Genomic DNA, 13,717 nt, shown 5'->3' with positions numbered 1-13,717 from the left:
GCTCGTTGCTGCCGGCTGAAACTATTTCCTATTATAGGTTCTGCCAAATTTAGATAAGATCAAAAATTCGCGCATTCAAAATCTAAAATCGTTATGACTCTGACCGCACAAGCCAGCCCTGTCTCGAACTTAACTGCTCGTCGTGCCGTTTTTCCCTTCACCGCCATCGTTGGCCAAGAAGAGATGAAGCTTGCACTGTTGTTGAATGTAATTGACCCCAAAATCGGTGGGGTGATGATTATGGGAGATCGCGGCACCGGCAAATCGACCACCATCCGGGCGCTCGCTGACTTGCTGCCAGAAATTGAAGTTGTGGCAGACGATCCGTTCAACAGCCATCCCAGCGATCCAGATTTGATGAGCGATGCCGTGCGAGAACGGCTGGGGCGTGAAGAAAACGTGCCGGTGGCAAATCGCAAAGTGCAAATGGTGGATTTACCATTGGGCGCAACAGAAGACCGGGTTTGCGGCACCATTGATATTGAAAAAGCCCTGTCTGAAGGCGTGAAAGCTTTTGAACCGGGGTTACTGGCAAAAGCCAATCGCGGCATCCTCTATGTCGATGAAGTCAACTTGCTGGACGATCACTTAGTCGATGTGCTCTTAGATTCAGCCGCTTCAGGTTGGAATACCGTAGAACGGGAAGGCATTTCGATTCGTCACCCTGCCCGTTTTGTGCTTGTGGGTTCTGGCAACCCAGAAGAAGGGGAATTGCGTCCGCAATTGCTGGATCGCTTTGGGATGCACGCAGAAATTCGCACCGTAAAAGATCCCACCTTGCGCGTGCAAATTGTCGAGGAACGCTCAGGTTTTGACCAAAATCCTCAAGAGTTTTTAGAAAAGCACCGGCATGAACAAGAAGCCCTGCAACAACGGCTTGCAGATGCCCAAGAGTTGCTTAAATCGGTGCAAATTGACTATGACTTTCGGGTGCAAATTTCGCAAGTTTGCTCAGAATTAGATGTGGACGGATTGCGCGGAGATTTAGTCACAAATCGCGCTGCCAAAGCATTAGCTGCCTTTGAAGGACGCACAGAAGTCACGGTTGATGATATCCGCCAAGTGGTTACACTTTGCCTGCGTCACCGGCTGCGGAAAGATCCTTTAGAATCGATTGATTCAGGCTACAAAGTGCAAAAAGTTTTCTGCCGCGTATTTGGATTAGCAGAACCGGCAGACGAAAAAGTTGCACAAGCAAACGGTGCCGGCAAACGCTAAGAAAACAACCGCAGATCACACAAATATCACGCTTTTATCTGTGTTTATCTGCGGTTAAAAAACTCAACCATAACAACCCATGCAAAAGCGAATCCTCGGCATAGATCCAGGGTTAGCCAAATTAGGATTTGGGGCAATTTGCTGTGAACCGGCTGCCGGCGGAAACATTGCCGGCACGGTTTCTGCATTAGATTTTGGAGTCATTCAGACGCCTGCCGGTGAGGAAATTGGGCGGCGACTCTGTACCATTTATGAAGACTTGCACACCGTCATCAAACAATTGCAACCCGATTTAATTGCGATTGAAAAGTTCTTTTTTTATCGCATGGCAAATACAATTTTGGTTGCACAGGCGCGGGGTGTGGTGATGTTAGTGATCGCGCAGTGTGAAGTGCCTTTAGTTGAATATACGCCGGCACAGGTTAAGCAAGCACTCACCGGCTATGGCAATGCGGATAAATTGGAAGTGCAAGAAGCCGTTGCCAGGGAATTAAATTTAGAAACTTTACCGAAACCTGATGATGCTGCTGACGGGTTAGCTTTGGCTTTAACGGCATGGTTTCAGCGGTAACAATAGAATTAAGTTAGAAAAATTGTGATTAATTCGTCATATGCCTGTCGGCTTCTTTGCAGATTTTTCTTGCTGTTGCCGCTTTCTTTTAGCTAACCTATCAGCAAACCAACCGTTAATCGCAGCAGTGAATCCTGCAAAGGCTAAAAACGCAACTAAACTCCACACAGTCGTATGAATTGCTGGGTGAATTTCATCAGCTTTTGGGTGATTTGGCCAGACCATCGGCACGGTAATATGACCGGAAATTGCAGAAGCGATAATCCCGCCGGCACCGAGTCCTGTTCCTAAAATTTGAATCGTTCTTTCTAGTGATTTTTCCCTTTCTGCTTGTTCAATTTCAACAATACCTCGAACCGTAGAAATCATTTGATCGAAAAGTTTTTGAGCTGGCATCAAATAACCTAAGTCTACTCGGATTTGTTCTATTAGCATCGTTTCAGTCCGAGTTAAAAACTTTTGTAAGAAGTCCAAGTTATCTTTATCTTTTAAGCTAATTTCTTGCAATCTCTCAAGGCAGGCTCGGTAGTTTTTTGCGTTTGTTTCTAGGGTGTTAATATAAATTTCAAAATCTCGTAAATGATTAGCATAATCAAAAGCTTGCTGAGGCATTTCTGTTAATAACTGTTTAAACTGTTTTAATCTTTCATTTGAGGTTGAAGGTGGGTTCTTAAAGTCTTGAAATTTCGTTTCTATAATTTTGTAGATGCTGCGAGCTTTTTGATTGCACTGACGAGATTGAAAATAGGTATAAAGGATTCTGCTGCGGCAATATAAGAGATTGATCAGCCGTTGGCAGTAATCACCTTGTGCTTCTAGTGATTCAGTTTCAGGGTCAGAGTTTAACCAAATGAGTAAGTGTAAATTTTGGCTTGGGTTATCGTCGCCACTCTCATATTCAAAGATGGGGCTGCCTAAAAATTTACCTGCATAAGGAGCAGTCTTTAAAAGCTTGTTTGCCTCAAAGGGTGATAGCAGAAATTCTACACAGTTTTTAGCCAAGGTTTCGGAATTTTGTATGGAACTAGCAGGTTGAGTAAATAAAACTAAAGTTTGTCCGAGAGAGGCTTGAATTTGATTGGAAAGTAAGCAATCCTTGTAATTTAGATTGTGGATTTTCGCAAGGTCTATATTTTGATAAGGATAACGTAGAGTTAGATCAATTGCATAGGTATCATGAATTTGTAGCGCATAAATTTCTCCCCTCATTTTCAAATCAGTTGATTCTGTAATTGGGGAAAAATGAAGTAATCTTTTTCCATATTCATTGATAGGTAAAAGTTCTAAATAGTCACTGGGCTGTTTTTCGTTATGGGGAGAAACACCAATAGAACTTCCCCATTCTTTTGTGAGGCGTTCTCTCAGAAATTGGAGGCGAGGAACTTGTAATTTTTCTCCTAACTCCTCACACTTTGTCCACAAAAGATTTGCCGTTTCAACCGGCTCCTCGAAACCCAATGCCAAATTATTCCGCAAATGAAAAGCGTATAGCGTGAGTTTAGGATTGTTGACTTTTTCAGTCGATTGAGGATTTTTCATCAGCGATTTTTGTCAGGCGGGGATTGTTTACCATAACTGTTTTGAATGCTATTTCCCAGCATTTGTTTGTTGAGTTTAGGGTTGGGTTCGGGAACATTGCCTTGAATGCTGCCTGGGGCTTTATCACCGTTTATCCTTATCGCCCCACGTGATAGATCGTTGAGCAGTTCTAGTTGCGCGTCAAGGATGCTCGCTCGATTTTCATACCAATCGGCGATTGCGATTGAGAGTTGTTCAATATCGTCCGGTAACGGATCTATTAACTGCATGAGTTCCGCCCGATCTTGCGGAGAAAATAGCCTCGACGAGCGCTTGTCGATTAATAACTCAATGAATGCTGCGAGATTTTGTTCGTGGAATGACATAGCTAAACTCCTACTGCCCGATCGCACAAAATGCCGCCCAGAAGTAAGGCGACTCAAAGGGCTTGGTATTAGATTCAATCTTATACAAAAAAGCTTTGATCTGTATTCTTTGAGCGGAATTAAGTGATAGTTGACTCGTCCACTCCTGCAACTTCTCTTTGGTCGCATCCCGCAGCCAGATTTGGGCAGTATTCAGGGCAAGGGTTACAGACAAACCGGCTTTGAGATTTTGGTAAAACCGGATGGTTAAAAGGGCGGTGGATAAGTCATTGACTTTCCATAGAGAACCTACCACGCTAGGGGAACCGGCAATCAAAAAGCCGCTCAAGAGGCTAATATATTCGTCACTCGTGGAGTATAAGTCTGTAATGCCGGTTTCGCAGGCAGAGAGGAAAACCAGCCGGCAAGCACTTAAATCGAGGGAAATTATATCTGCGAGGGTGAGACATTGAGCCAGATCGATTGCGCGGCCCTCCTGTAGTGGTAAATGGCGTTTGGGATCGGGTTTTTCTGGCATAGGAATATAGCAGTTAGCCAGCAGCAGAGCGGAAAGCAGGGGATTTTTAAAGTTAAAGTAGCCGTGGCAGGAAAAGTGGGCGCAGTGAGTTTGTGGCAGGTAAGCGTTTTGTAATTGCTCAAATTTGGTTTTGCAAGCATCCTTTTTTTTCCAAACTTCACCGGCATTGAAGTGTAGCTGGATCGATTCTACTTCAATGTCGGTGAAGTAAAGATCCTCAGTGGGGTTTTGGATGGCAAAGAGGCGATCTAAGTTGGAGCGTTGTCGGCTTTGTGCTTGTTGTAGCAGTTGGCAACTGGGGGCGTATTTCACTCCACCAGCGAATAAGTCAAGCAGGCAGCCGGTAACTGTCTCCACTTCTTTACTTTTGCCTTTTGACTTTTGCCTTGTGCCTTGCAACGCATGAAGGGGGAACACGTGCATGAAGAGATGAGGAACCAAAACTAATTGATCAATCGTTGGAGCAAGACAAGCCAGAATCTCATCAAGATGCAAAATCAGCGCGAGTTCCTGAAGGCGGGCAGCTAATTTATATTTCCATTCTTCTTTATTTCTTAGATAGTGGTTGAGGTAATTATTTCCCCAAGCGATTAAAGCATCGAAGTCGGTTTTGAAGAATTGTAAAACTTTGAGTGATCCTGCTGTCCCTCTTAAATGAGATATAGATTTTTTTTCAGAGGAAACTGAATCAGGTGCTATCACGAAGGTGAGAAACGCATCCCCCAGAAGATACCACTCAATAATTGCCGTGCGATTATCTAGCAGTTCTTGAATGTGGGGATAATCGATGGGTTGAAAGGGAAACAGTCGATTGTATTCTTCCCTTAAGTAGTTGAGGTGGCTGTTGTTGGGGTTAGAGTCGGCAGCGAGACGGCGATTTTCCACTTCAATTTTTTGCCGCAAGTGTTGCAGTTGAGTTCGCACGTCTTCAGGAATTTGCCCTTTGGGATACAAGTCGCGGATAGCAAGGAGTTCCACGAGGTTACGTGCTTTGCTGCGTTCCACATATTCAATAGCTTCGGTGTACTTGCCCAACTCCAGGCAAACTTCCACCATGCGCCGGTAAAGTTTATTCCATTCTTCCGCTAGTTTTTTCTTACGTTCATCTCCAGAGTAAATTTCACTTCGCAGAAATTCTACGCTATAAATAGCAGAAACAAAGGTATTGTAAGCTTGCTCAAACTTGCGGTTTTCTTGATAAGTACACCCTAAATTAAATAAAATTTCTGCATGATTTTCTGGGAAGTCTTGCCCGTTATAAACTTGCAAAGCTTTTTTAAAACAGGCAATGGCGGATTTGATGTTTTGAGGTTTGTCGCGGCCGAAAATTAACTCACTATAGGCAGTTCCCAAATTGTGTTGAGTCTTTGCCCATTGTTGGGGAAAGGCTTGTTTTTTATAAACTTGCAAAGCTTTTTTAAAACAGCCAATGGCAGATTTGAGGTTTTGAGATCTGTCGCCGCCGAGAAATGGGGAATAGTAAGCAGTTCCCAGATTATTTTGAGTCATTGCCCATTGTTGGGAGAATGCTTGTCTTTTATAAACTTGCAAAGCTTTTTTATGACAGGCAATAGCGGATTTAATGTTTTGGGGTTTGTCGGCGGCGAGAATTGGGTCGCTGTAGGCAGTTCCCAGATTAGTTTGAGTCATTGCCCATTCGTTGGGGTAGTCTAAACGGGTAAAGACGCTCAACCCAACTTTATATCCCGCAATCGCAATTTCTAAATTGCTTGACTTGCTGCCTAATGGGAATTGTTGAATCAGGATGCTGAAGTTGACAATATTTACTGCGTTAATGTGTGCCTGTGTTGATTCGACTGCCGTCGGCGTTTGGGTGGCCCAATCACGCAACAGTTGAGCGAAGATGGGATTTAGCTTTTCCAGGTTCGCTTCCAGCAGGGGATACACTTCGGCGGAGTTGTGGTTGCTGTCTGAAGTAGTCAGGAGTATCTGTATCAAGAATCGGTAAATTTCGGGAAATTCAAGCGAATCTGGCACCTTTTCCCTTATCTGTGCTACCAAATTTCTAAAAAAATTTGCCCCATTTTCCTGCCCTTCCTTCGCCATCATTTCCGCCTGGAATTCATAGGCTAGCAGGAACCATTTATCGATTAGGTGTTCGTTATCTGCTAATATCTGCTCTCTTTCCCCACTGGGGCAACTTTGCAGTTGTTGGATTAAATTTAGACATGCTTGTAATCGGCTCTCATTCATGGGGCGAAGTGCTTACTCTATCATTTGTATTAAGTCTAGGTTCAGAAAATGCCAATTCCCTTCAACTACAACAATGATTTAATCCAGTCCGCAAATGTCTTAGCAGAAGGCAGAGGCCACAAGGTAGAGGAGGGTAGCCGGCGCTCTCGTCTGCGTTAGCCTCCTTCCGCGCGTCAGCGCTCTTAGCGGCTATCTCTGTAGATCCACTTATACTTAACTAGGGGAAATATTTATAAATAAATGTTACAAAGTTGCATAAGATAAGGACATTGAGAAATTCTTAATTTTTTGCGACTCACATGATAGCGGATCGATTTCCCTGGCTGACTGCAATAGTCCTGCTGCCACTCGTTGCGGCAATGCTAATCCCCTTTCTCCCCGATAAAGATGGCAAGCGCGTGCGGTGGTATGCACTGGGCGTAGCTGTTGCAGATTTTGCCTTAATGTGCTTTGTATTCTGGAATCATTACAATCCCAGCAGCGCTGCATTTCAACTCGTCGAGCAATATGCCTGGGTGCCTCAGTTAGGCATAAACTGGTCAGTTTCCGTCGATGGCGTTTCTGCCCCGCTAGTGCTTCTGGCAGGATTAGTCACGACACTCTCGATTTTTGCAGCGTGGCAAGTCGATCTTAAACCCCGCCTGTTCTATTTCCTGATGCTGGTGCTGTACTCGGCACAGATCGGGGTATTCGTCGCGCAAGACGTAATGCTGCTATTCATTATGTGGGAAGTCGAACTGATTCCCGTCTACCTCCTCGTCTCGATTTGGGGAGGGCAAAAGCGTCAGTACGCTGCGATGAAATTCTTAATTTATACGGCTGCTGCTTCTATTTTTATTTTGGTTGCCGGCTTGGGAATGGCATTCACCGGCGATCATTTCACCTTCGATATGGTGGAACTCGGCTTGAAGGATTACCCACTAGGTTTAGAATTGCTGCTTTATGCCGGCTTGCTGATTGCCTTTGGTGTCAAGCTGGCTGTTTTCCCCCTGCACACCTGGCTACCGGATGCACACGGCGAAGCATCCTCTCCCGTCTCAATGGTATTAGCCGGCGTCCTGCTGAAGATGGGCGGATATGGCTTAATTCGCCTCAACTTAGGACTGCTTTCTGACGCACACGTTTACTTTGCGCCAATCTTAGCGATTCTAGGCGTGATCAATATTGTCTACGGTGCGCTAAACTCGTTTGCCCAGACGAATATGAAGCGTCGCCTCGCCTATTCGTCGGTTTCTCACATGGGATTTGTCCTGTTGGGAATTGCCTCCTTTACCGACTTGGGAATCAACGGCGCAATGCTGCAAATGATTTCCCACGGTTTGATTGCTTCCTTACTCTTCTTTTTAGCCGGCGTGACTTACGATCGCACGCACACAATGGCAATGAAAGAAATGGGCGGAATTGCTCAAGCTATGCCCACAGTTTTTGCCCTATTTACAATGGGTGTAATGGCATCCTTGGCATTACCCGGAATGAGTGGCTTTGTCGGTGAACTCTCCGTTTTCGTTGGCATCACAACCAGCGACATCTACAGCTCAACCTTCCGCACCGTAACGGTTTTACTCGCGGCAGTGGGAGTCATTCTTACGCCGGTTTATCTGCTTTCGATGCTGCGACAAGTCTTTTACAATTCTGGTGAAATACCCACCTGCGACATTGCACCAAACTGCGATCTAACAGATGTAGATTTGAAGAATCAAGGAAATCAAGCGCCGGTTTGCTTTGGTACAAATTGTAGCTTGCCTATCGATTCAGAATTTACCGATGCCAGACCTCGTGAAGTATTTATTGCAGCTTGTTTTCTCGTATTAATTATCGGCCTTGGCATCTACCCAAATATGGGAATGCAAATGTACGATGTCAAAACAGTTGCAGTAAACACTCAGGTTCGCCAATCTTATATCCAAATCGCAGAAGCAAATCCCCAGATTTATGCGAAGAGATTTTTAATTCCTAAGGTTGCACAGTCGGACGTTGTGCCGGTTGTGAAAATTGCCGAGGGTACTTCCAGATAATGTCGGCTTGACTAATCTTTGGGTAGCTGATGATCGTGGCATTTTGCCTCACAGGTTATCAGCTACCCAATTTATTTTTCGGTTATGGGTGCCGGCGGCAAAAATTGCCTTTATCTTTGGCATTGCTGAGGCATAAATTAGGGCAAGGGTGGAATAGAGAAGTCAGTAAACAACCGCACATCATAAGGTGCAATTGCTAAGGAATTCACTAGCTTCTGATCTAAAGTTAACACTGGTGCCGTGACTCGCTGGGAAAGAGCAACATAAGAGGCATCGTAGGCAGAAATTCCGTAATTTATGGCAATATTAACCGCTTCTTCCATTAACTCAGCCGTGGAAATGACGCGCAAAGACATACCTTTTAGGGTGGTTAAGTCTGCCGGAACATCCGCAGCAGCGTAAAGTCTTGCACGAACATATTTCCAAAGGATGTTAGCTGTTTCGATATAAAACAGGTCTGGGATAAAGAATTCTGTCCCAGGAATGGCGAGGTGGGCGAACAGTTGCTTAACTTTTGAGGATAAGGGATCGGGAACAAATTGCTTAATTCCCACACTCGCATCAACGACGCATCGTAAAGGAGTTGTCATCTATCCCGATCCTCTCTAAGTAAAGCCGTGCTATCTGGCCATTCAACATTAGCATTGTCAACACGACGCTGTTCTAGCCGCTGCTCAATTTCAGCGAGTAGTTGCGGGGTAGCTTTACGGCGTTCTTCCCAAGTGGGATCTGTTTCAGGGGAGATGAGGAATTTGAGAGGAGGTTGGGGCTTTTGTAGGGCTTGTTTTAATAAGTTGATGACTTGTTCGTTAATAGGTTGATGGTTTTGGTTCGCAAGTTTCTGAATTTGCTCCAATAAATCATCTGGTAGGTTATCGATGGTGAGAATTGCCATAATTTACCCCCTAGCAGTGTATTCATGTATGGTTATTATATGCGCGCTTTGCCGTTCAATCAGCGGTGCATCAGTCCTTGTTTTTGGAATTGAATTTTAGCTTAATTTAGCCTGACTTGTCTGCCTCTGAGAATCTTGCTGTAGTGCATCCCACTCAACTATCCATTTATTCAAAAATTGCTTGTAAATCTAAAATAAATGCCGGCAAAATATCTTCACCCGATAACGTAGCCGGAGAATCTAAAACCTCAACGTCTCGATTTTGGCGATAAATTTCTACTTGGCGAATTTTGGGATTAATCAACCACCCCAAACGCAGCCCATTACTAATATACTCCTGCATTTTTTTCCGGGTTTCTTCCACATCATCCGTTTCCGAAACCAGTTCAATTGCAAAGTCAGGGCACAACGGCAGAAATTTCTTGCGTTGCTGCTGAGTTAGAACGTCCCATCGTTCCTGTATCACCCAGGAAGCATCAGGAGAACGAGTTGCACCATTCGGAAGTTTAAATCCAGTCGAAGAATTAAACGCTTTTCCTAGCTTTGTTTGCCGGTTCCAAAGCCAAAGCTGTCCTTCTATATCCAGATTCCGGTTGCCGGTTTCTCCTCCTGTGGGGGGCATGATAATCAGTTCTCCTTTAGCTGTGAGTTCTAGTTGCAAGTCTTGGTTAGCCGCAGCAAGTTGTTCAAACTGCTCGTCAGTCAGTTTAAGAACCGGCGGTAATTGTAGAGTTAAAGCACTCATGATTAAGTCTGTCCTATTAAAATATTTTTTGGGTCAAATTCATGCACGTTTAGGCGAATATTGCAATTGTAATCGTTCTTTGCTCAAATAACTATTTCCCAGGAGAAAGGAACCCGGCACGAAAGAATAAGACTTCTGGGCATTCCCAGTTCAGTTAATGATTATCATCATAAAAAAAGTGCGTTAGGCTAGAAGCTGAAGCGAATTGTTAAAGTCTAAATAGCTGATTATGCTGACTCGTTGGTTAATTCTGGGACTAATGCTGATACCGGCAGCCGGCACATTAATGCCGCAAACCTCCATCTCAATGCCGCCGGCAACAAATTTAGTGGCAACTGCAAAAAATAGCAACATGGCATTCAATCTCAATACATACCAGTGGAAAAACCGGCTTTTGCTAATCTTTGCACCTTCAAAAGACAATCCCGACTACCAACGGCAGATGCAACTTATTCAAAAAACAGTTGCCGATTTCCAAGAGCGAGATTTAATCGCCATTGAACTATTAGCACAATACACTAGTCAGGCAGAAACGCAAACACTAAATGAAGCGGATGCTGCTAATTTGCGTTCTGAATTTAACGTTGCTCCTGAAGAATTCCGGGTTATCCTGATTGGTAAAGATGGCACTGCAAAGCGTCGCGATCAGAAGCCGGTTGCGCCAGAGGTGATTTTTAATCAAATTGATGAGATGCCAATGCGCCGGCAGGAAATGCGAGATTCACAGCGATAAGTAGGAAAGGAAAAGCCAATGTCTACTTACGATAATATTTATGACATTGTCCGCAAAATCCCGCATGGTCGGGTAGCAACTTACGGACAAGTGGCAGATTTGGCAGAACTTTACGGAAAAGCGCGTTTGGTGGGATATGCGCTTTATCGGGTTGATATGCGTTCGTCAGATATTCCCTGGCATCGGGTGATTAATGCTAAGGGAGAGATATCTCAGTCGCCTTTGCGATATGGCACGGACTGCTTACAGCAAACGCTGTTGGAAGAAGAAGGAATAAAGTTTAGCGCTGAAGGAAAAGTTAATTTGCGGGAGTATTTGTGGCGTCCTGAAGTGCTGCCGGTGTGATAATTTCAACTGTGTGTAAGGTGTGTTTTATAGATGAAGAGGGAAGATTTTTTTAACCACTGGTAAACACAGATAAACACAGATAAATGAAAGATGTGATGACTAATTTTAAATAAATAACAAATGAAAAGTTGTAGAGACAAAGTTGAGTTTGCCTCTACAACTTCAGAAGTTAGATTAAGCGTAGATCGACGACCGGCTCACGGTTGCCAATGCTTCAACTAAGCTGCGAACTGCTGCAATCATGGCAACTTCGCTGTCAAGGCGATTGATTGCAGAACCAACGCCAACACCGGCAGCACCGGCAGCAACGGCTAAGGGTGCTGTGACGTTGGAAATGCCGGAGGCGCATAACACCGGCACGGAGACAACCCGAGAAATCTCATAAGCGGCTGCCAATGTGGGGCCGGCTTTTTCAATCAATCCCAAGGTGCCGGCGTGGGTGGGGGCGCTGCTGGTGCCGCCTTCTGTTTGGATAATATCAGCGCCGGCTTTGACGAGTTCTTCTGCCAGTTTTACTTGCTCGTCTAGCGCCAGAATATGGGGCACGGTTACAGACAGGGTAATGTGAGGCAGCAAGGAACGGGTTTCCTGAGTGAGTTGCAACACTTCTGCTGCCTCAAACCGGCGTCCTTGGGCGTAGAACGCATCAAAGTTGCCAATTTCAATCAAATCGGCACCGGCTTCTACTGCCGGCACAAATTTTGCCGGTTCCACTGCGGACACGCAAATCGGCAAACTTGTCAACTGACGCGCCAACCGCACCAAATTTGCATCGGCGGCAATATCCACAAACGTCGCGCCGCCCAACTCTGCAGCCCGAACCGTGGCAGCCACGCGCTCGGCGTCAAAATTGGTTAAACCACTGATAATTTTAAGCGCCCTGCCTTGGTCGAACGCACGTTGTAGGGAATGGATGGTCATAGCTCTTTTTCCAGCTCAAGCAATCGTTAGACCTATTATTTTGTCACTCTCTGGGGCTAGAAACCAGAGGTTGTTGATTTTGGGTGGTTTTGCTTTGGCTGAGTACGGTTCGCACTGCTTGCTGATGAATGGGGATCTCAATCGAGAACAGCGATCCCTCACCCGGTTTGGAAACGCACTTTAAGGTGCCCCCGTGTTTTTTGACGACAATTTGATAGCTAATTGATAGCCCCAAACCTGTACCAGAACCGACAGGTTTCGTCGTAAAGAAAGGATCAAACAACCTGCGGCACACGTCTTCAGTCATCCCAGGCCCATTATCAGAAATCTGAATCGTCACTCGATCTGGGTTGATAACTGCCGTATGAATCCGAATGGTACTGAGATTATGTATAATCTCTTCTACTGGGCGCTTGCGATCATACTCATCTAGCGCATCAAGAGCGTTACTCAAGATATTCATAAATACTTGGTTCAACTGGCCGGCGTAACACTCAACTTGCGGCAAATTCCCATAATCTTTAACAATTAAAAGACCTGAATGCCCCACCTTATCTCGAATGCGATTTTGCAAAATTAGCAGGGTATTTTCAAGTCCTTCATGAATATCAACCGGCTTCATATCCGATTCATCCAGCCTGGAAAACTTCCGTAGAGACAAAACAATCTCGCGGATGCGTTCTGCCCCTATTTTCATGGAAGCCAGCAGCTTTGGCAGATCTTCAATTAAAAAATCTAGGTCAATTTCTGATATTTTATCTTGAATTTCAAGAGCCGGTTCTGGATAGTGCGCTTGGTAAAGATGCAAAAGCTCAAGCAGGCTAGAGCTATAGAGATTCGCGTGATCGAGATTCCCGAAAATGAAGCTAACGGGGTTATTAATTTCATGAGCAACGCCAGCAACCAACTGCCCCAAACTTGACATTTTTTCGCTTTGAATCAGTTGGGATTGCGCCTGTTGAAGTTCAACTAAAGCTGTTTCTATATCATGTGCCTGGGTTCGCAATTGCGCTTCTGATTGCAGCAAAGCCGCCTCTGCACTGAGACGCTCTTGAATTTCCTGTTGCAAGCGCTCATTAAATTGGGTTAGCAGCCGATTCGCTTCAGAAAGCGCAGATGTCCTTTGCTCTACCCGTTGTTCTAATTCCAATGTGAGATTTAAAAGTGCTCGTTCTGCAGCCGCTCGCTCTTTTATTTCGTGCTGCAAAGACTCATTTTGAGCCTGAAGTTTTTTCGCTAAGTTGCACAGGCTCATCTGAACCGTCACGCGCGCTAAAACCTCTTCTTGCTGAAACGGCTTGGTAATGTAATCTACCGCGCCAAGATTCAAACCTCTGACCTTATCCGTTGTGTCAGAAAGCGCCGTCATAAAAATAATTGGAATATCTTTCGTTGCCTCATTCGTTTTGAGCCGGCGGCAAGTTTCAAATCCATCTATCCCCGGCATCACGACATCCAGCAAAATCAGGTCTGGCAATGCGTACTCTGCTTTCTCTATCGCGCTTTCTCCATCACAAGCAACTAAGACTTTAAAGCCAGAATCTGCTAAAAAATCGAACAATACCCCTAAATTTGTGGGCGTGTCATCCACGAGTAAGATAACGCTTTTTTTGGCATTTTCAGTCTTCATTTATGA

At 44.9% G+C, this 13,717-nt stretch carries 13 protein-coding genes; 5 read left to right on the top strand and 8 right to left on the bottom strand.

Translation table 11 applies throughout. The features are described 5' to 3' along the window. Positions 1-93: 93 nt before the first annotated feature. Entirely contained in the window at positions 94-1,218 is a 1,125-nt protein-coding gene (gene bchI / locus H6F56_RS18530) for a magnesium chelatase ATPase subunit I (RefSeq protein ID WP_190671071.1), read from the top strand. A 79-nt stretch (positions 1,219-1,297) separates the two neighbouring features. Then, a complete protein-coding gene (ruvC, locus tag H6F56_RS18525) occupies positions 1,298-1,789 on the top strand; it encodes a crossover junction endodeoxyribonuclease RuvC (protein ID WP_190671069.1) in 492 nt (163 codons plus the stop codon). Positions 1,790-1,825: 36 nt separating this feature from the next. Here ruvC and H6F56_RS18520 read toward each other — a convergent pair whose 3' ends face one another. The 3 genes from H6F56_RS18520 to H6F56_RS18510 are packed head-to-tail and all read right to left on the bottom strand — an operon-like array spanning position 1,826 to position 6,424. Continuing rightward, positions 1,826-3,328, bottom strand: a complete 1,503-nt coding sequence (locus H6F56_RS18520) for a hypothetical protein (protein WP_190671067.1) — start codon at positions 3,326-3,328, stop codon at positions 1,826-1,828. Continuing rightward, complete coding sequence (locus tag H6F56_RS18515; protein WP_190671065.1) at positions 3,328-3,693, bottom strand: hypothetical protein; 366 nt, start codon at positions 3,691-3,693, stop codon at positions 3,328-3,330. Before H6F56_RS18515 ends, H6F56_RS18520 begins: the two co-directional genes overlap by 1 nt. A gap of 10 nt (positions 3,694-3,703) precedes the next feature. Then, the gene (locus H6F56_RS18510) at positions 3,704-6,424 is read right to left on the bottom strand and encodes a CHAT domain-containing protein (protein ID WP_190671064.1); all 2,721 of its coding nucleotides are present in this window, start codon (positions 6,422-6,424) and stop codon (positions 3,704-3,706) included. Positions 6,425-6,723: 299 nt separating this feature from the next. Between H6F56_RS18510 and H6F56_RS18505 the strand changes: the two genes are divergently transcribed. Further along, the gene (locus tag H6F56_RS18505; RefSeq protein WP_190671062.1) at positions 6,724-8,439 is read left to right on the top strand and encodes an NAD(P)H-quinone oxidoreductase subunit 4; all 1,716 of its coding nucleotides are present in this window, start codon (positions 6,724-6,726) and stop codon (positions 8,437-8,439) included. Positions 8,440-8,576: 137 nt separating this feature from the next. Here the strand turns inward: H6F56_RS18505 and H6F56_RS18500 are convergent, their stop codons facing one another. From H6F56_RS18500 to H6F56_RS18490, 3 genes are all read right to left on the bottom strand, one after another. Continuing rightward, on the bottom strand, positions 8,577-9,029 hold the full coding sequence (locus H6F56_RS18500) for a type II toxin-antitoxin system VapC family toxin (protein ID WP_190671061.1): 453 nt from the start codon (positions 9,027-9,029) through the stop codon (positions 8,577-8,579). Then, positions 9,026-9,334 (bottom strand): Arc family DNA-binding protein, encoded by a 309-nt coding sequence (locus H6F56_RS18495; RefSeq protein ID WP_190671059.1) that lies wholly within the window; start codon positions 9,332-9,334, stop codon positions 9,026-9,028. Before H6F56_RS18495 ends, H6F56_RS18500 begins: the two co-directional genes overlap by 4 nt. Before the next feature lie 166 nt (positions 9,335-9,500). After that, positions 9,501-10,079, bottom strand: a complete 579-nt coding sequence (locus H6F56_RS18490; RefSeq protein WP_190671057.1) for a Uma2 family endonuclease — start codon at positions 10,077-10,079, stop codon at positions 9,501-9,503. A 229-nt stretch (positions 10,080-10,308) separates the two neighbouring features. On the opposite strand from H6F56_RS18490, the gene H6F56_RS18485 reads away from it, so the two are divergent. Both H6F56_RS18485 and H6F56_RS18480 read left to right on the top strand, forming a co-directional pair. After that, the gene (locus tag H6F56_RS18485; protein ID WP_199313032.1) at positions 10,309-10,812 is read left to right on the top strand and encodes a DUF4174 domain-containing protein; all 504 of its coding nucleotides are present in this window, start codon (positions 10,309-10,311) and stop codon (positions 10,810-10,812) included. Between the two features lie 18 nt (positions 10,813-10,830). Continuing rightward, entirely contained in the window at positions 10,831-11,157 is a 327-nt protein-coding gene (locus H6F56_RS18480) for an MGMT family protein (RefSeq protein WP_190671054.1), read from the top strand. A 177-nt stretch (positions 11,158-11,334) separates the two neighbouring features. Here H6F56_RS18480 and H6F56_RS18475 read toward each other — a convergent pair whose 3' ends face one another. Next, positions 11,335-12,081: a DUF561 domain-containing protein gene (locus tag H6F56_RS18475; protein ID WP_190671052.1), complete on the bottom strand. Its 747-nt coding sequence runs from the start codon at positions 12,079-12,081 to the stop codon at positions 11,335-11,337. A gap of 43 nt (positions 12,082-12,124) precedes the next feature. After that, positions 12,125-13,711, bottom strand: a complete 1,587-nt coding sequence (locus H6F56_RS18470; protein ID WP_190671050.1) for a response regulator — start codon at positions 13,709-13,711, stop codon at positions 12,125-12,127. Between the last annotated feature and the right edge of the window lie 6 nt (positions 13,712-13,717).

Source organism: Microcoleus sp. FACHB-672, from assembly GCF_014695725.1.
Taxonomy (GTDB): Bacteria; Cyanobacteriota; Cyanobacteriia; order Cyanobacteriales; family Oscillatoriaceae; genus FACHB-68.
The sequence above is the reverse complement of the archived record's forward strand: the minus strand, read 5'-3'. Positions and strand labels throughout refer to the sequence as shown.